This window comes from Gordonia sp. NPDC003585 (assembly GCF_040610755.1).
Classification (GTDB): domain Bacteria; phylum Actinomycetota; class Actinomycetes; order Mycobacteriales; family Mycobacteriaceae; genus Gordonia.
In genome coordinates this window covers 1-18,589 of record NZ_JBEXMX010000097.1, presented here as the reverse complement: position 1 = coordinate 18,589, position 18,589 = coordinate 1, and the positions used below count along the sequence as shown (strand labels likewise).

Here is an 18,589-nt window from a genome sequence, read left to right as displayed (position 1 = left end):
GGCTGCTCCGCGGGCCGCGCAGGCTGCCGCGGTCGCCGCGATCAGCCACAGCAGCAGGGGAGTGCCCTGAGCGAGGACAGAACCCGCGAGCAGGGTCAACGCAAAGGTCATCAACGCGGTGTAGCCGACTGCGAGGATGGCGAACCATCGAGGAACGGTCAGCGGGCGGCGCGATCGCGGGACGGCGGCCTGGTCGAGGGCAGGGAAGGGGGAGTTGTTCACGGTCGGCTCTCCGGGTCGGGATCTGTAGATGCTTCATGGTCTCCGGTGGTCAGCGGCGCACGGCGGACTTCTTCTGCGGTCTCGCTGGGTTCACCGTGCCGTGTGCCGACGTGAGCTTCGGCGCGCATCCGCTCCACCATGTGCGGGTAGTGCAGTTCAAACGCTGGACGCTCCGACCGGATGCGGGGGAGTTCGGTGAAGTTGTGGCGCGGCGGTGGGCAACTGGTGGCCCATTCCAGGGAGTTGCCGAAGCCCCATGGATCGTCGACGGTGACGACCTCGCCGTAGCGGTAGCTGCGGAAGACGTTCCACAGGAACGGCAAGGTCGAGATGCCGAGGACGAACGCGCCGGCGGTGGAGATGATGTTGAGCGTGGTGAAGCCGTCTGAGGGCAGGTAGTCGGCGTACCGGCGGGGCATGCCTTCTGCTCCGAGCCAGTGTTGCACCAAGAAGGTGAGGTGGAAGCCGATGAACGTCAGCCAGAAATGGATCTTGCCCAGGCGTTCGTCGAGCAGACGTCCGGTCATCTTCGGGAACCAGAAGTAGATGCCGGCGTAGGTGGCGAACACGATGGTGCCGAAGAGGACGTAGTGGAAGTGGGCCACCACAAAGTAGCTGTCGGAGAGTTGAAAGTCGATGGGTGGGCTGGCCAGGAGCACACCGGTGAGTCCGCCGAAGAGGAAGGTGACCATGAAGCCGACCGAGAACAACATCGGTGTCTCGAACGTCATGTGGCCCCGCCACATTGTGCCGATCCAGTTGAAAAACTTTACGCCCGTCGGCACCGCGATCAGGAACGTCATGAAGGAGAAGAACGGCAACAGCACGGCGCCGGTGACATACATATGGTGTGCCCACACCGCGACCGATAGGGCGGCGATGGCGAGGGTGGCGTAGACCAGTCCTGAGTACCCGAACAACGGTTTACGGCTGAAGACCGGGAAAATCTCGGAGACGATGCCGAAGAACGGCAGCGCGATGATGTAGACCTCGGGGTGGCCGAAGAACCAGAACATGTGCTGCCAGAGAATGGCGCCGCCGTTGGACGGATCGAACAGATTCGCGCCGAATTGACGGTCGACTTCGGCGCCGAGCAGTGCCGCGGTGAGCAGCGGGAACACCAGCAAGATCAGGACACTGGTGACCAGGATGTTCCACGTGAAGATCGGCATGCGAAACATCGTCATTCCCGGTGCGCGCAGACAGATGACCGTGGTGACCATATTGACCGCGCCCAGGATGGTGCCCAAGCCGGACACTGTCAGTCCGAGAAACCACATGTCCGAGCCGACGCCGGGTGAGTGAATGGCATCGCTGAGCGGGGTGTAGGCGGTCCAGCCGAAGTCGGCGGCACCACCGGGGGTGATGAAGCCGGCGATCGCGATGGTCGAGCCGAAGACGAACAGCCAGAAGCCGAGGGCGTTGAGCCGCGGGAAGGCGACGTCGGGAGCGCCGATCTGCAGGGGCAGTACGAAGTTGGCGAAGCCGATCACGATGGGGGTGGCATACATCAGCAGCATGATCGTGCCGTGCATGGTGAACAGCTGGTTGTACTGCTCGGTCGAGAGGAACTGCATGCCCGGCGTCGTGAGCTCGCCGCGCATCAGCAGCGCCATCAGGCCGCCGATGAGGAAGAACGCGAAGCACACGACGATGTACATCATGCCGATCAACTTGTGATCGGTCGTGGTCAGCAGCTTGTAGATGAATGACCCTCTGGACTTGCGCCGCTCGGGGTAGGGCCGCGTAGCGACCACCTCGGGTGGGCGCGGGGACACCGCGGTCATCAGGCCTCCATCTGAGTCGGACAAACGGTGGCCCTGATCGAGCAACACGCGCATCCTGCGTGCGACTTCCCGGGCCGTAACTACGGACTGTAGTCGATTAACTACTAGGTAGCATAGTTGGTACCGGAATCCCGAATCTCGGGCGAGTACCGACATGGCGGCAACGAAAAGTCGGCTCCCTCACCAATATCAGGCGCGGAGGGTCATCGCGGTTACGCGGCGCTGCTCCCTACCGCCAGAGGTCTGCACTTCCGCTGCTCGGCGGTTCGTTGGGAGGGATAGTAGGTTCGCCGTCGGCGGGCAGACGGACGCCGCGTTCGGCGAGCCAGCTCACCGGGTCGAGGGCAGCACCGGATGCATCGGCCACCTCGAAATGCAAGTGGGGGCCGGTTGAGTTACCTCGGTTGCCAACCGTGGCAATGGGTTGGCCGACCGTGACCGGAGCCGCTACCTCGATGAGGTTGTCGTCGTTATGGCCGTAGGTGGTGACTGTTCCATCGGCATGTCGGATACGTACCCACAATCCGAAGCCTTGGGCAGGGCCGGAGTTGATCACTTCGCCGTCGGTGACCGCGAAAATCGGCGCGCCGAGGTCGTTGCCGATGTCCATGCCCTGATGACCTCGACCGTCACCGAAGGTGGAGGTGATTCGACCATTCGTCGGAGCGACTACGGACCCCGGCGACGGCGACGAATAGACGGGTGGACCGTTCGGTGCGGGATGCGGGGTCGCAGGATCGTGGGGACGCATCTCAAATGCCAGCAGCGCCAGCAACCGCCCGATCGGTAGCGCGTCGACAACCAGTTCGGCGGCTGCTCGTCCCGCACTGAGAACGGCGGCAAAGCAACCCACCGCAGTGATGGGGTCATCCGTTGGCTCCGACGGCTCGACTGGGCGCGCACGATCGGCCAGACATGTGCTGACGGTCCGGATCTCGTCGGCTAGTTCCCCCATCGCCGGCCCCCCCAAGGATGCCGAGATCGTCTCGGCGACCAGTTGGGCGAACTGCTGGGCCACATGGGTGTCATCTGCGTCGGCGCGCGCTCGAGCGTCAAGCGAGAGGCTCAGCAGAACCGCAGCAACAATTCCCACGGCCCCCAGCCTCAGACAGGGCCGTGGAACGCCGCAGCGGCGAATGAGGGACGACATAGGCATGCCAGCGAGACCTTCCGGAGACGGGCGCGACGCACTGACGTTCAGCACCGCACGCCAGGTGCACATGAGGCCCCGATTGGCAGCCCTCCGTTCGAACCATAGGCCCCACAGGTCACAGCAGTAACACGATCCGGTTGAGCGTCAGTCGCAACTGGCGGCCTCTATTACTAGGGAACGTAGTTGCAGATAAGCAATGATGCCCAGCCTCGGGACCTCGACCGAATCAAGCGTAATCACAGCTGAGCGCACCGATACGTCAGATGAACGCGGCAGAACCCTCGCCGCGGGACGTGGGCCTACGGGCCGGTGCAGATCGCAAAAACTACGGCTATGTTGACAACGCGAACGTTAATCTACCACGCTGCGTAGTAGATCAAGGTCAAGGAGTGCTGGTGCAGCAGGAGAGAAGGATATCCGCGGTGCGGGCGGCAATCCTGGCGCTGATGTGCGTGGTGCCGTGGGTAGCGTCGGGTTGTGGTAGCGCTGGCGACGACGCCGTTGCGCAGGGGGGAACCTTTCAGTTCGTCTCACCCGGCGGGCAGACGGTCATCACCTACGACCCGCCTGCAAGCCGTCAGAGGATCGCTGACGTCTCAGGCCCTGATGTGGTGACCGACCAGACCGTCGGACTCAACGACTTCGCAGGCAAAGTCGTCGTCATCAACGTATGGGGTTCGTGGTGCGGACCCTGCCGGGGAGAAGCCGACGACCTCGAGCATGTCTACGCCCAGAACAAGACCTCGGGGGTCGAGTTCCTCGGTATCAATCTGCGCGACAACCGGCAAGCGGCGAAGGACTTCATTGTCGACAGGAAAGTCGCCTTTCCCTCGATCTACGACTTTGCCGGCATCACTCTGGCTGCGCTGACCACTCCAACGTCGGTGGTGCCGACGACCATCGTGCTCGACCGCGACCACCGTCCGGCCGCGGTGTTCCTCAAGGCCATCACCGCCGACGAACTCGGGGCAACAGTTCAGCGCGTCGTCGCTGAGCCTGTGACACAACGCCCATGACGGCGCAGTCAGTCGAACTGCAAGCCTCGGTCGGCGAGACGTTTGCTGACGTCGTCGCCAGCGGTCCGCTACTGCTGGCGCTGCTCGCATGCATGATCGCCGGGCTGGTGTCGTTCGCCTCACCGTGTGTGGTCCCGCTCGTCCCGGGGTATCTGTCTTATCTGGCTGGCGTGGTCGGCGCCGAGGCGCCGGCGGTGTCGGTGGGGGAGTCGAATAAACGGGGTCGCTCGCGTGTGGCGCTCGCCGCAGGCCTGTTCGTCATCGGTTTCACCGTGGTTTTCGTGGCAGCGACCGCCACAGTACTTGGGGTCACCACGACTTTCGTGGTGAATCGTGAAGTCCTGCAACGTATCGGCGGTGTGGTCACCATCGTCATGGGCTTGGTGTTTATCGGGCTGGTGCCGGCACTGCAACAGGAACGACGGTTCGCCCCCCGCCGCGTCTCCAACATCGCCGGCGCCCCGCTGCTCGGCGGGGTCTTTGCACTCGGGTGGACCCCGTGCCTGGGGCCCACACTCGCGGCAGTCATTGCTACGGCCAGCGGCACCGAAGGCGCCACCGCAGCCAAGGGCGTCGCGCTGATCGTGGCGTACTGCGCCGGCCTTGGCATTCCTTTTGTTGTGCTTGCGTTTTCCTCGGCGTGGGCGTTGCGAAGCCTCGGCTGGTTGCGCACCCACGCCCGCATGATCCAGATCGCCGGCGGGGCCATGATGATCGCGGTGGGCATCGCTTTGATCACCGGCCTGTGGGACCAATTCATCGTGTGGGTGCGCGACGCGTTCATCACCGATACTCAACTACCCATCTGAGCCCTGTGGTGGCGGCCCCGATTCGACGTCCACAGCGTCCCCCTGTTTCCGGTCACCGCACCCTCACGAGACCGAACAACCACCGCCTCCACGCCGCCAACGTCGGGCCATCTCAGCACATCCCGAGTCAGTCGTGACGTGATCCGCTGGTACCGTTCCGGCCCGGTCTGTCATATAGTCACATGCGCATGTATTGATATATAGGGGTAGCGTGGCTATCTGGGTGTGGATGAGAGGGAGTACGAAGTATGGGAGCCGGACACAACCACGGACCAACCGATCCTGCGTCCAGCGACTCGTCGCTGCGTGTCCGTCTGGCGATAGCGTTTGTTCTGACGGGGATCATCGTCGTGGCCCAGTTGGTCGGGTCGGTGATCACGGGAAGTCTGGCGCTGCTGACCGACACCGCGCACGCTGCGACAGATGCGATCGGGTTGGCGGTCGCGCTGGTCGCAGCAACCGTGATGCACCGTCCGGTCAGCAAGACTCGCACATGGGGACTGCGGCGCATCGAGGTCATCGCCGCTCTGGGGCAGGCCTCGCTGCTGCTTGCTGTCGGGCTCTACGCCGCTGTTGAGGGCGTGCGGAGACTGTTCGCTCCGCCAGAGGTTCCCTCGACCGAACTGCTGATCTTCGGAATCATCGGGCTCGTGGCGAACATCGTCGCCATGCTGGTGCTTGCCTCAGGACGCGGGGCCAACTTCAACATGCGAGCGGCGTTCCTGGAGGTCCTCAACGACGCACTGGGATCGCTGGGTGTAATTGTCGCCGCGATCGTCATCGCTACCACCGGCTTCCAACAAGCCGACGCACTGGCCGGCCTGTTCATTGCGCTACTGATCGCACCCCGCGCCCTCAAGCTCATGGCAGAGACGACGCGAGTGCTGATGGAGTTCACGCCCAGGGAGATCGATTTGGACGACGTCAGGGCCCACATTCTCGAGATGGACCGCGTGCAGGACGTGCACGACCTCCACGCATCGACGGTGGCCACTGGTCTGCCGATCATTAGCGCTCACGTGGTGGTCGATGACGACTGCTTCCAGGACGGGCACGCCCCCACGATCTTGAATGACATCCGAACGTGCGTGGCGACCCACTTCGCCATCTCCTTCGAGCACTCCACCTTCCAGCTCGAGACCAGTGCCCAGCGTCACCAGGAGGAAGCCTTGGCAGCCCATCACCCGTGAGGGGTGGCGCATCGACGACACCCACGCCGCCGGTCTGCGCACGAAGTGCACGATCGTTGCCAGGGGAGAGACGATGCTTCACCCCTGTCAATCGGGCCACGGTCACACCAGCGTGGACCAGTACCACCAGAAGCGTTCGATGATGAGGGCGATCACCGCCATCGCCCACACCAGCGGTACTACGGTGTGCACCGTGAGGACCACATCGAGGGCTCGGCGTGCTCTCCCGGATGGGCAGACATGGTCGGCATTGCGCAGGCTCACATACCAAAAGGCAACCACGACAACGACCCACACGGCCATGCAGTACGGGCAGAGTGCATCGATTCGATACAGACTCTGAAATATCAGCCAATGGACGAACACCACCGCACCCGTCAGGCCGATCTGCAATCCGATCATGACCCACAAGGCCGGGCGGGGTCCTAGCAGGACGGCGATAGCGATCAGAGCTGTGAAGCCTGCGATTCCGAGCAGTGAGTTGGGGAACCCGAAGACGGCTGCTTGGGGGGTGTCCATGACCGATCCGCAATTGACGATCGGGTTGATACTGCAGGTCGGCGTGTAGTTCGGATCGGTTGCCAGTTCGAACTTTTCGACGGTCAGTGCGAACGCAGCGACAAGTCCAATGCCTCCGCAGACCGCAAGAATCCACGGGAGCAGCCGCGGGAAAACCGGGATCTGCGTGTCGGGCGCAAAGCCTGACGGCTCTGAGGTCTGCCGGGGTGTGATGGTCACTGACGTATCGCGGATTCGAGCGCAGAGCTCAGATCGTCATAGCCTTCGGGCTTGATGAGTTCGTCGTTGATGAAGAACGTGGGGGTTCCGGTCACGCCTAGTGCTTTGCCGTCAGCGACATCGCGGTCGATGAGCTCGCGGGTGGCCTGTGAGTCATAGGCGGCGGCGAATCGCTCCATGTCCAGGCCCAACACCTGGGCGTAGGAGAAGAACAGATCGTCCAGCGGCACCTTTTGTTCGCCCCAGCTGCGTTGAGTGTCGAACATCTTGCGGTACATCGGTTCGAATTGGCCTTGTTCGGCCGCCGCGGCCACGGCCCGTGCCGCGCGGTCGGCGTTGAAGTGCCCGGGGAGGGGGAAGTAGCGGACCACGAAAGTGACTTGATCGCCGTAGGTTTGGCGAAGCTGCTCCACCGCCGGGTACGCCGCCCCACACCCTTCACACTCGAAGTCCAGGAACTCGACAAATGTCGCCTTGGACTCGGTCGGAGCCGATAGCCGTGGAGAATCAGGCCGTACCGTCGTATACGCCTGGTCGCCGGACTGTTCGCTCTCTCCGGCCCGGGAGACCACGAACACCACTGTGAGCGCCAGGCAGAACACGAAGACTGCCGCGAGCGACATCTTGACGTTGCGACTCATCGAGACATCCCTCCGCGTCGAACCTTGACCGCTTGAGCTGGCACGATCATCACTCCCGTCACGTTTACTACTACGTTGGCTAGTAGTTTACAGGGCGTGCGGTGTCGTCCGGGCGATTGGCGTGCATATCACGCACGACCGAACCGGTGAGGGGAGCGGTGGGCGGTGAGTCGTCACTCGGATGCTCGGCATGCCGGCGCAGGTCTGCCACCGATATGTGCATCTGCACTACGTATCGCGGCTGCGGCCGGTTCGGGCGGGCTGCTGTATGTGAGCTTCCCTCCGCGCCAACTGTGGTTCCTTGCCCCGGTGGCGATCGCGGTCCTGGTGGTGACACTGCGTGGGCGGTCGCTGTGGGCGGCGTCAGGCTACGGCTATCTCGCTGGGCTGGGCTTTTTCGTGCCGCTGCTGCCGTGGGTCGGTACGTATGTGGGTGCGGTGCCGTGGCTGGCCTTGGCGGCGGTCGAGGCGGTGGCGTTCGGTGTCTTCGGGGCGGTGGCGGCGCTGGTCGGCAGATGCCGCGGAGCGCCGGTGTGGCTAGCATGCGCCTGGGTGGCAGTCGAAGCCGTCCGCTCCCGCGTGCCTTTTGGCGGTTTTCCCTGGGGCCGAATAGCATTCGGTCAGCCGGACGGGTTCTTGCTGCCGTTAGCGGCCTTGGCTGGCGCGCCGGGGTTGTCCTTCGTTGTGGTGCTGCTCGGCGCACTCCTGGCCGCGATCGCAGTGGCGGTAATCAACGTGCACCCTCGGGCGTTGGCCGGCCCAGGCGTAGCAGTCGCCGTAGTGGGAGTGCTGACATGGACCCTGGCGCCGTCGCAGACAGCAGAACCGGAGGAGCAGTCGGTGACGGTGGCGTTGGTGCAGGGCAACGTACCGCGGTTGGGTTTGGACTTCAATGCTCAGCGACGTGCAGTGCTCGACAATCATGTCCGGCGCACTCTCGACCTGGCGGAGGAGGTCAGCTCTGGGCGGGTCGTGCGTCCCGATGTGGTGGTGTGGCCGGAGAACTCATCCGATATCGACCCGTTCGGTAACCGTGATGCTGCGGCGCAAATTGATCGTGCCGCGCGGGCGATCGAGGTGCCGATCCTGGTGGGCGCGGTGATCGCCGGGAGCCACAGCACGTCCCGCAATACGTTGGTGGTGTGGGATCCCGTCACCGGGCCTGGTCAGGAGCATGACAAACGTCAGCTGGTGCCGTTCGGGGAGTACTTGCCGCTGCGGGGACTGATGACACAGCTTTCGTCCTACGCCAGCCGGGCTGGCAACTTCATTCCTGGCACAGGCGATGGCGTTGTCGATCTTGCCGGGGTGCCCGTGGCGGTAGCGACCTGCTACGAAGTCGCGTTCGACGATCTGGTGACCGAATCGGTGCGCGCCGGTGCGCAGCTGATCGCGGTTCCGACGAACAACGCGACGTTCGGGCGCACCGAGATGACCTACCAGCAACTCGCGATGTCGCGAGTTCGGGCAGTCGAACACGATAAGGCGGTGGTCATCGCAGCAACCAGTGGCGTGAGCGCGGTCATCGAACCTGATGGGACCATTGCACAACGCACAGAATTGTTCTCCCCCGATGTTCTCATCGCGCGGGTGCCGTTGAGGACAACGACGACCCTGGCGACGCGGATCGGAGCAGCAGGAGAAGGGATCTGTGCTGCCGCCGTCCTGGCGGCACTGATTGTACGCACGTGGAGATCACGCCTACGCTCCTGACGCGGCGTGGCTCCCTCAGTGACGCTCGCGATGAAACGTTGGCGAGCTACTCGGTACGTCATCGGCGCCATCCGACGGGCTCGAACAGCAACTGCACCCTGGTTCTGTTGTGGCCGAACAGCTCTTGCTGGTCGCCGCGCCGCGTGCTCGTGGTGTCGGCAGCAGGGGTACCGCGGGCACCGACCGTGGTTGAACGGGGGTGGTGGCTGGTCCTGGAGCGCAACAGGCGTCGCCTGTGTCGTGGTAGGCCGACACCGAGATGTTGAGCGTGCCGGGGGATACCCGGGGCACGGCACCGGTGCCCGGCAGCGCTTTCGTCCGGGCGGCACGAATCGCGTTGGCGATCACCAGCACTTCTGCGAGTTCGTGGACGAAGACCACTGTGGCCAGGCCGAGGACGCCCGTGGCGGCCAGCGGAATCAGCACACCGATGATCGCTAGGGAAAATCCTATGTTCTGCATCATGATTCGGCGTGCGCGCCGAGCATGGGACAGTAGTTGCGGGAGATGGCGAAGATCTTCGCCCAGCAACGCCACATCGGCGGTTTCGATAGCGACGTCGGTACCCATCGCTCCCATCGCAATACCGACATCGGCGGTGGCCAACGCCGGGGCGTCGTTGACGCCGTCGCCGACCATGGCGATCGCCCGCCCGCGCGCTAGCGTGGCCAGCAAGTCGGCTTTGTCTTCGGGAAGGAGTTCGGAATGGACGGTGCTGATTCCGGACGCAGTGGCCAAAGCATGTGCGGTGCGGTCGTTGTCCCCGGTCAGCATGACCGAGTCGACACCCAGCGCCGTCAGTTGCCCGATCGTTTCAGCGGCCTCGGGGCGAAGCTCATCGCGGACCGCGATCGCGGCGACGACGGTGCCTTCCCGTTCGATCAGCACGACGGTGGCGCCGTCGCTCTGCAATCGAGTGACGTCTCCGGCGAGCGCGCCGGGATCGAGCCACCCGGGTTTGCCCAGGCGCAGTTGCTGTCCGCGTATCCGGCCGGTGAGGCCGTGACCGGCGATCGCGGTGACGTCATCGGCAGGTGAGCCCAGAGCAGGTGCGGCCGCGAGAATCGCGCTCGCCAACGGGTGCTCGCTGCGAGCCTCGAGCGCGGCGGCATAAGACAACGCGTCCTCGCGGGTGACCTCGGGTGTGCTCACCACGTCGATGACCTCCGGAGTGCCGCGGGTCAAGGTGCCGGTCTTGTCCAGCGCGACGACGCGGACCTGTCCCAGCTCTTCGAGTGCAGCACCGCCTTTGACGAGTGCGCCATGGCGGCTGGCGGCGCCGATCGCGGCGACCACCGTCAGCGGCACCGCGATCGCCAACGCACACGGGGACGCGGCAACGAGCACCACCAGGCCGCGTTCGAGCCACAGCAGCGGATCACCGAGTAGCGCACCGATACCGGCCACGAGTGCGGCTAGCACCATGATGGCCGGGACCAGGGGGCGGGCGATGCGGTCGGCGAGACGTTGGCCGGCGCCCTTGCGTTCCTGCGCTTGCTCGACGATGTGCACGATGCGGGCTAGGGAACTGTCGGCGGCGCGGGCGGTTACGCGGACTTCGATCGCACCGCCACCGTTGATCGCGCCGGCGTAGAGCAAGTCACCCGGACCCGCCTCCACGGGCACAGATTCGCCGGTGATCGCCGACAGATCTACGCTGGTAGTGCCAGCGGTGATAGTCCCGTCGGTCGCCGCGCGCTCACCGGGACGCACCACCATCACATCGCCGAAGATCAACTCATCCGGTGACACGGTGACCTCGAGACCCCCACGAATCACCGATGCGGTCGGTGGAACCAGCGCGAGCAGCGCCCGCAGGCCTCGCCGGGTCTTGGTGACCGCGTAATGCTCGAGTCCTTCAGCGACCGAGAACAAGATTCCCAGCAGCGCGGCCTCGGGTATTTGGCCTAGCGCCACGGCGCCGATTGCGGCGATCGTCATCAGCGTTCCGACACCGATGCGCCCGTGGCGCAGCGATCGCAGTGTCGACGGCACGAACGTGGAGGCGGCAACAACTGCCGCGAGCAGTTCCAGGACGACGCCTGCGGTGTCCGATAGCGAGCTTCCGATGATCCAGCCGAACGCGAGGAAAACTGCTGCTGCGCCGGCGAAACGCAACTCGCGTACTTGCCACAACCGGACCGGTCCCTGATCGGCCTCAGCCTCGAGGGCGGCGGAATCTGAGGGTCCGCAGCATGCGTCACTCATGTGTATGCCCCTGCACTATGGCCGCCGCCGGTTTCGTCGCGGCTGTCGTGGAGACCCCGGCGACCGCCAGAACCGCTGTCACGAGAGCATGACCGGACGGAGTCAACGCATACATCACCAACCGTCCGTGGCGACGCCCGGTCACGAGGCCGGCACTCTTGAGCAGGCGCAGATGGTGTGAGACAAGGTTCTGCGCCATGCCGACCACCCACGCGAGGTCGCAGACACACAGTTCGTCCCCCGACAGCAACGCTGTCGCTACGCGCAGACGAGTGGGATCGCCGAGCGCACGGGCCCCGGTGGCGGCACGGTCGACCGCCGTCGCATCCGGCAACGCAGACCGGATACCTTCTGCGTGAGGCAAATCGAGGCACAGCAAGTCGCATGTATCCACCGGCTCCCGGGTCATATCGACATCCTTACGTTCGTTGATATGTCGCCATGTAACCACCTTCGGGCAAATACCTCAATATCCGTTGATATGGCGGATGGCATACCCGCGGGCACGGACCGGTCGGGGCCGGCCCGTAGGCGTCCAGGGTCAAGGCCGGACGAGCTCAGTCGACTGGACCGTGATGGAGTGTCTGGATCGAGCCAGCCCGATGCCTAGGTGTCTGCGTTGCCCTTCTTCCACTGTGCCCACGGGATGTTCCAGTCGCCGAGTCCATCGACTCCCGATAGTGTTTCGGCGTTGGTGTTCTTCACCGTGACGGGGTCGCCGCGCATCGTGTTCTTCACGAGCCATTCCGCGTCCGCGGGACTCAGATTCGGGCAGCCGTTGCTGACATTGCTGTTGCCCTGCGCCGACAGAGACCACGGGGCACCGTGCATGTAGATGCCGCTGTAAGACATCTGCACCGCCCAGTCGACGGGTGTGCGGTATCCCGCCGATGACTCGACAGGAACTCCGTAGGTGGAGGAGTCCATGACGATGTGCTCGACGCGATCACCGATCATGTAGATGCCGCGTGGAGTCGGTGTGCTGTCTTTGCCGAACGACGTCGGCATCGTTCGGATGACCTTGCCATCCCTCTTTACGACGATGGTCTTGGTGTTGTCGTCGGCTTCGATTGTCTGAGCTCGGCCAATGGTGAAGTCGTAGGACAGATTTCTGTTGCCATAGAGCCCGTCGCCGAGGTCGACTCCGTAAATGTTCACGGCGACACTGACCTTGGTCCCCGGCATCCAGAAGCGCTCGGGCCTCCATCGGACCTCGGAGTCGCTGATCCAATAGAACGCGCCTTGCATCTGTGGATCAGAGGCCACGGTGATTGCAGCCTGCGCCTTCCGGCGGTCAGGGATGGGATCCGAGAATCGAACACCAATCGTGTGCGCAATTCCGACGGTCTTCTCGCCCAGAATGGCCGCGCTGGTCAGCGACTCCGGCGAGGCTGTGGTGAAGCCTTGCGAGACGCTCGTTCGACCACCCACACCCACGGCTTCAGCTCGAACGGAGTACTGCTTCGAGTACCCCAACGGCTGGGTGCTTGTCCAGGTACTGCCATCCTCGCTCAGCGAGCCCGCCAACGCACGCCCGCTAGATGTTGGGATATCGACGTCGGTCAACGCGCCGCGACTGGCCGTCACAACGATAGGAAGCCCAGGTTCGACAACCGCGTCGGGAGCGAGCCGATCGCCTCCTTCGGTGGCCACAGCGATGGAGGGTTGTGCGATGGCCGCAAAACTGTCGACGGCCGAAATCTGGTCACTGTAGGTAGAGCTACCGCCAGCCGAGCTGCACGAGGTCAGTACCACCACGACGGCCGTCAGCGCCGCCAATACCAGTACATGCCGAGCCTTGACCTGCGCCGAACGGTGGCGTCGAAGGGTTCCCAGACGTTGCCGCAGCTGACTATGGCCAGTCGATCGGCGGTCGCGACGCATCGTCCTCGGAGTGCCAAAGCGGCCCATCAGTTACAAAGCCCTTCATCCGGAGCACACACCGACGACCACAGAATGTAGGCGCCGCCACAGGTCTTACTAACAATGATAGTAGTTTACGGCTCACCAGGCCTCACCGCTCCGATCGAGCAAGCAAGACCCAACGTGGTTGCCATCCGGGTTCTATAAATACTACGGTGCGTAGTAATCCGGGTAGGTGAGGGAGAGCAGGTGAGACCCATAGTGGCGGTGCGGGGGAGTATGTCCCGGCGACCCACCGCGCTCGTGGTGGCGGGTGTCGATCGGCACTCGGCCGGCGACTTCGACGTCGCTCCTGCAGTCATGGACTGTCGGAGTGCGACGACGTTACCCCCACCACGATGATGGGAACCGAAGCGCCGACGCCGCGCCGAGCGCACCCGGCGCTTGGCTCCCTGCGCAGACTGTGGCGATCGCTCACGTCGATGAAAACCGCACTCATGCTGCTGTTCCTGTTGGCCGCAGCCGCGATCCCGGGCGCCATGCTGCCACAACGACCGCTCAACGAGCAGAAAACAACCCAGTACATTGCCGACCGCGGCGCGCTCGGGGTGTGGATGGACAGACTGCAGCTGTTCGACGTCTTCGCCAGCACGTGGTTCACCGCGATCTACGTCCTGCTGTTCGTATCGCTTGTGGGCTGCCTCACCCCCCGAATTCTCGAGCATGCGCGCGCAGTGCGCGCTCAGCCGGTCCCCGCGCCACGCAACCTCATTCGTCTGCCGCGGCACGTCGAGGACACGGTGCACGGAGATCCTGACGAGGTTGCTGCCCTGATAAATACCAATCTGCGTGGCTGGCGCCGAGTCACCACCACGCGCCCGGCGACGGGTGCCCAACCCACCGAAGCCGTGGAGATCTCCGCGGAGAAGGGCTACCTCCGCGAGTGGGGCAACCTCCTGTTCCACTTCTCACTGCTCGCCCTGTTGATAGCGATCGCGGCCGACAAACTTTACGGGTACGAGGGCACCCGCAGTCTCATCGCCGATGGCACGCAAGGCCTCTGTAACACCTCGACGGCCGTCTATGACTCGTTTCGAGCAGGCAGCCTTGTCGACGGCACCGATCTCTCACCATTCTGTGTTCGTGTCGAGGGCTTCGATGCGAGGTTCCTGCCGAGCGGCCAGCCCGACATGTACGAAGCCGACGTCAGTTACACCGACGACGTACGACAGTCCGACCCCACTACCTGGAACGCTGCGCGTATTCGAGTGAACGAGCCTCTGCGAGTAGCCGGTGACCGCGTCTACGTCCTAGGCAATGGCTTCGCACCTACATTCACAGTGACCTTCCCGAACGGTGAGCAGCGCACTCAGACAGTACTTTTCATTCCCGACAACTTGCAGACGATGTTGTCCTCAGGCGCGGCCCGTTTTGATACTCCCGCGGGGCTTTACCCCGACGCGGATGAACGGCGCCGCCGACAGATCGCGATTGAGGGTCTGTTCGCGCCGACCGCGGCATTCCAAGGAACGCTTCTCACCTCGTCGTTTCCCGTGCCGAATGATCCGTATGTAGCGATCAGGATCTACCAGGGCGACACCGGACTGGATACCGGTCGTCCGCAGAACGCATACTCCTTGAACCAATCACTCATCGAGCAGGGCCGGCTCCAGCAGCGGGCCCAAGTCAATCTCGGCCCAGGAGAGACCCACACCATCGCCGACGGCACCGTAGTGCGCTTCGACGGGTACGAACGGTTTGTGTCCATGCAGGTGTCGCACGGGCCGGCACAGAACTGGGTCCTGCTGACCGCGACTGTGATGCTGGCTGGGCTACTTGTGTCCCTGCTTGTCCGGCGCCGACGAATCTGGGTGCGGTTGGTGCCCACCGAGATCGATGGCCAACGACGCACTGCTGTCACCATCGCCGGTTTGGCCCGCACCGATCAGGCTGGGTGGGGCGAAGACTTCAACGAGCAAGCGCGGCGATGGATGACCGAGCCAGCGTCAGCGAACCGCCGACTACGACGCACACGTCACGAATGAGACTCACATCAGCAGAGATTCATCCTGCGGGGATCGATGTCCCCCAGTTGAAGCACTCGACGAGAGGGCGTGCCACGTCACACATACATCCGATCGCATTCAACAAGCAGCACACGGAAGGCCTACCGAACATGAGCAGAAGCACTTCTGACCATGCCGCCCCCTCGCCCGCCCCTTCGGGCAAGTCACTCGTCGCGATTGCCCTGCTGTATAACGCCGCGCGGCTAGCACTCGCCGCTGCGCTGTGCGGATTGATCCTGTTGATTTCCTTCGTATTTGACGTGAAAATCCCGATTTTCGGAGCCGTCGTGCTCGCAGTAGTGCTCAGTAGTCCAGTCTCGATGCTCGTCCTCAAACCCCTACGAACTCGCATCAATCACCAGGCCGAAGCGATGGACGCCCACCATGCGAGCAAGAGGGGACTCGCGAAGAGCCGCTCGGTGAACCTGCCAGATAGTTAAACCACAACCCAGGCACGTACGCACCTCATCATGGGGTACGACCACCAACCAGCAAAGAGCGGCTGCCACTGTCCGCCGCGGCCTGTGACCACGATAGATTTGCACACCGTTGCGATCCGATCGATCGGGCGCATTTGCCAGAAGCTTGCCGTCGGTAAAGCTCAGTAAGACCACGAGACTGGCAACGTCGGCTTGGCTTACGCCCGCACACCTGCCACGAAATCTCCAGCAGCTTTGCACCGTTCACGCCGGTTCAGCCGACGACGTAGACGCCCCGGGTTCTCAGCCACTGTGCCGGATCAAGTTTGGGTCCGTCTTGCTGCCAGACCTCATAGTGCAGGTGTGGTCCAGTGGAGTAGCCGCGGTTTCCTACCGTTGCGATCTGCTCGCCGGCCCGGACTCGTTGTCCGACGCTCACCAACGCCTCGTTGATGTGCCCGTACACGCCGATCGTGCCGTCGTCTTGCAGCACGCGTACCCATAAACCGAAACCATCGGCCGGACCGGATTCGATGACCTGCCCATCGCTTGCGGACACCACCGGCGTGCCAATCGCGTTGGCGATGTCAAGGCCATAGTGCGTGGTACTCCAGCGTGCCCCGTAGCTCGAGGTCACGGTGCCGTAGGTAGGTGCCGCCGACCGCGGCCGTTGTGGCGCAGGGGGATCGGAAGGCCGCAGACGATCTGGCTGCACCAACTCTCGCACGGCCGCGGTCAGCTCATCGAGTGACGATGTCCGCGCCGGCGTGGTGTCTTGTCGATCGTCCACCGATCCGAGGGCTACAGGTGATGGCGTTGCCGCGGATCGGTCGTCGGCGGACACGCCAGCCTGGAAAACTGGGGTGACTGTTGGGCTGTGACGATCGGCGAGCGCAGTGGCCGCGGTCCCGCCGGCGACGCAAAGGACCACCGCAGCCGCGAGCGATCCACTGACCCCGGCTGCGGCTACGGACCTGAGTGGTGTTCCCGACGTCTTCTCCTCGTCGAGCACATCGAGAAAATCAGAGTGAACTGGCTCATTGTCATGGTGATCGAGAACGGACATCGCCCGCTCCCATGGCGCGGTAGGCGCTGCAACCCTTTGGTTCCTGCCGACGTCGACCGAGCGTGGTGTGCGCCACGGCCCATACGCGTCATGGTCGAAACGGGCCGCGTGCGGCCGTGCATGATGCGAGGGGGACGGGTGTGGGCGGGCGCCGCGAGGCGGGTTGGGAGGAGACGTCCTGGGCGCACTCACCGATGAAATCTGCGGCGAGCGCGTGAGGGCCGGGGCAGGTGAGGGGACTGCTCGGGTGAACCCGACCGCAGTCTCAGGGGGGTGGGGTATCCGATGTCGCCCCGACGCCCGCGCGATACCCGAATGCCGTGGCACCGAAGGCCCGCGGTCGAAAGCCGCCGACGCAGGGCGGCGGGACGCAGGTATACCAGCAGGAGGTGGGCTGGGGTCAGATTTGCGATGCCGTGCCAATGAAGGTCCCTCAGTTCAAGCGTCGTTCCGGATGAAACAGTTCGATATCGAACGGGCCACGGACAGATTACTACTACCGTGGTTAGTTTCTCCGAGTGGGCGTCAGAATCGTCATCCTGCGCCTCTATCAGCGTTCTGAGCCTGACGGCGATCGTGGCATGATCGACCGCATGCGTGGACTCCTACGAGCACTCGGCTGGGGTGCGGTCCTCGCCGCTGTCGTCGGGATTGCTGCTCACTACTCTGGCCTGGTCAGCAATACCGCGTCCCGGGTGGCGGCGTTCACGCCGGTGTTAATCGGCGTCGGTGTCCTCGGCCTGGTGCTGTTGCTCGTCGCGCGCGCCTGGATCTCCGCGGTGGCAGCTGTGCTCGTCGTTGCCGTGGGCGTCACGGCGCAGGCCCCGCTGTATTGGGGAGTGGACGAACTGGTCTCGGACTCGGACTTGACCGTTATGCAGGCAAACATCTTTCGCGGGCAGGCCGATCCGGATGAGATGGTGTCGCGGGTACGCAGCTCGCGAGTCGACGTCATGACGGTGGTCGAGCTGACGCCCGAGTCGGTGGGGGCCCTCGATCGCGCCGGGTTGCGCCACGCCTTGCCGTTCGCGTTTCTCCGTCCCCGCGAGGGTGGAGGTGGAGCCGGCATCTATGCTCGGTCCCCGCTGACTGACGGGCAACTCCTGCGCGGATTCGAACTGTCGAATCTTCATGCGCGACTTACGCTACCAAACCGCTCGCCCATCTCGGTCTATGCACTGCATCCGTTGCCGCCCTATCCGGAACCATCGTGGCGCTGGAATGCCGAGCTCCGCGAGCTACGCTCGATCCTGTCCGCCGACACAGATCCGCTGATCATCGGCGCCGATGCCAACTCGACCTACGATCACCGCTCCTTCCGGCAGCTGCTCTCCGGACCGCCGGATTCACCCCAGCTGACCGACGCCGCCGAGCATCTCGGATCCGGCGTCGTCGCGACCTACCCCGCCGGCCGACCCTACCCGCCCCTGCTCGCGCTCGATCGGGTACTCACCCGCAACGGCCCGACACCGACATCGTTCCGGCGGATCGATCTGCCGGGCTCCGACCACCACGGGGTGCTCGCGAGCATCCGGCTTTGAGATTGAATCGCGGTCTGGCCGAGGCCGCCCGACTGGTGACGAAACACGTTGATTCGCATCAAGAACTGGTAACGAGACGTGTTGAAGTGGGACGAGTCGCCATCCGGTATGCAGAGGCACATCGTTGGTTACCCGAAGCCTCGTTACGGCGCGGCCC

16 protein-coding genes are annotated in these 18,589 nt (G+C 63.9%); 7 read left to right on the top strand and 9 right to left on the bottom strand.

Features of this window, described 5'->3' with window-relative positions; all coding sequences use genetic code 11:
* The 3 genes from ABZW74_RS21120 to ABZW74_RS21110 all read right to left on the bottom strand — a co-directional run.
* Positions 1-222: hypothetical protein (locus tag ABZW74_RS21120; protein ID WP_355279099.1), on the bottom strand; the 222-nt coding region annotated here is incomplete at its 3' end.
* Complete coding sequence (gene ctaD / locus ABZW74_RS21115; protein ID WP_055476897.1) at positions 219-2,009, bottom strand: cytochrome c oxidase subunit I; 1,791 nt, start codon at positions 2,007-2,009, stop codon at positions 219-221. The genes ctaD and ABZW74_RS21120, both read right to left, overlap by 4 nt.
* Before the next feature lie 229 nt (positions 2,010-2,238).
* The gene (locus ABZW74_RS21110; RefSeq protein ID WP_223258965.1) at positions 2,239-3,102 is read right to left on the bottom strand and encodes a M23 family metallopeptidase; all 864 of its coding nucleotides are present in this window, start codon (positions 3,100-3,102) and stop codon (positions 2,239-2,241) included.
* A 506-nt stretch (positions 3,103-3,608) separates the two neighbouring features.
* On the opposite strand from ABZW74_RS21110, the gene ABZW74_RS21105 reads away from it, so the two are divergent.
* The 3 genes from ABZW74_RS21105 (at position 3,609) to ABZW74_RS21095 (ending at position 6,177) form a co-directional block, all read left to right on the top strand.
* Complete coding sequence (locus tag ABZW74_RS21105) at positions 3,609-4,178, top strand: TlpA disulfide reductase family protein (RefSeq protein WP_101821343.1); 570 nt, start codon at positions 3,609-3,611, stop codon at positions 4,176-4,178.
* Entirely contained in the window at positions 4,175-4,987 is an 813-nt protein-coding gene (locus ABZW74_RS21100) for a cytochrome c biogenesis CcdA family protein (RefSeq protein WP_055476895.1), read from the top strand. Before ABZW74_RS21105 ends, ABZW74_RS21100 begins: the two co-directional genes overlap by 4 nt.
* A 248-nt stretch (positions 4,988-5,235) precedes the next feature.
* Positions 5,236-6,177, top strand: a complete 942-nt coding sequence (locus tag ABZW74_RS21095) for a cation diffusion facilitator family transporter (protein ID WP_065629398.1) — start codon at positions 5,236-5,238, stop codon at positions 6,175-6,177.
* A 102-nt stretch (positions 6,178-6,279) separates the two neighbouring features.
* On the opposite strand, the gene ABZW74_RS21090 is transcribed toward ABZW74_RS21095, so the two are convergent.
* On the bottom strand, positions 6,280-6,909 hold the full coding sequence (locus tag ABZW74_RS21090; protein ID WP_055476464.1) for a vitamin K epoxide reductase family protein: 630 nt from the start codon (positions 6,907-6,909) through the stop codon (positions 6,280-6,282).
* 2 nt (positions 6,910-6,911) lie between these two features.
* Positions 6,912-7,556 carry a thioredoxin domain-containing protein gene (locus ABZW74_RS21085; RefSeq protein WP_055476459.1) on the bottom strand — a complete coding sequence of 215 codons (645 nt, stop codon included), beginning with the start codon at positions 7,554-7,556 and terminating at the stop codon, positions 6,912-6,914.
* A gap of 204 nt (positions 7,557-7,760) precedes the next feature.
* On the opposite strand from ABZW74_RS21085, the gene lnt reads away from it, so the two are divergent.
* Positions 7,761-9,269, top strand: a complete 1,509-nt coding sequence (lnt, locus tag ABZW74_RS21080) for an apolipoprotein N-acyltransferase (RefSeq protein WP_226514238.1) — start codon at positions 7,761-7,763, stop codon at positions 9,267-9,269.
* A 15-nt stretch (positions 9,270-9,284) separates the two neighbouring features.
* On the opposite strand, the gene ABZW74_RS21075 is transcribed toward lnt, so the two are convergent.
* The 3 genes from ABZW74_RS21075 to ABZW74_RS21065 form a co-directional block, all read right to left on the bottom strand.
* Positions 9,285-11,477, bottom strand: coding sequence for a cation-translocating P-type ATPase (locus tag ABZW74_RS21075; protein ID WP_055476458.1), 2,193 nt, complete (start codon positions 11,475-11,477; stop codon positions 9,285-9,287).
* Entirely contained in the window at positions 11,470-11,886 is a 417-nt protein-coding gene (locus ABZW74_RS21070) for a metalloregulator ArsR/SmtB family transcription factor (RefSeq protein ID WP_055476457.1), read from the bottom strand. Before ABZW74_RS21070 ends, ABZW74_RS21075 begins: the two co-directional genes overlap by 8 nt.
* Before the next feature lie 197 nt (positions 11,887-12,083).
* Positions 12,084-13,361: an Ig-like domain-containing protein gene (locus ABZW74_RS21065; protein WP_139104530.1), complete on the bottom strand. Its 1,278-nt coding sequence runs from the start codon at positions 13,359-13,361 to the stop codon at positions 12,084-12,086.
* Positions 13,362-13,741: 380 nt separating this feature from the next.
* Between ABZW74_RS21065 and ABZW74_RS21060 the strand changes: the two genes are divergently transcribed.
* A complete protein-coding gene (locus tag ABZW74_RS21060) occupies positions 13,742-15,385 on the top strand; it encodes a cytochrome c biogenesis protein ResB (RefSeq protein ID WP_175401071.1) in 1,644 nt (547 codons plus the stop codon).
* 131 nt (positions 15,386-15,516) lie between these two features.
* Positions 15,517-15,846 (top strand): DUF4229 domain-containing protein, encoded by a 330-nt coding sequence (locus ABZW74_RS21055; RefSeq protein WP_055476455.1) that lies wholly within the window; start codon positions 15,517-15,519, stop codon positions 15,844-15,846.
* 253 nt (positions 15,847-16,099) lie between these two features.
* Here the strand turns inward: ABZW74_RS21055 and ABZW74_RS21050 are convergent, their stop codons facing one another.
* The gene (locus tag ABZW74_RS21050; RefSeq protein WP_055476454.1) at positions 16,100-16,837 is read right to left on the bottom strand and encodes a M23 family metallopeptidase; all 738 of its coding nucleotides are present in this window, start codon (positions 16,835-16,837) and stop codon (positions 16,100-16,102) included.
* Positions 16,838-17,409: 572 nt separating this feature from the next.
* Between ABZW74_RS21050 and ABZW74_RS21045 the strand changes: the two genes are divergently transcribed.
* Entirely contained in the window at positions 17,410-18,432 is a 1,023-nt protein-coding gene (locus ABZW74_RS21045; protein WP_307814794.1) for an endonuclease/exonuclease/phosphatase family protein, read from the top strand.
* The last annotated feature ends 157 nt before the right edge of the window (positions 18,433-18,589 follow it).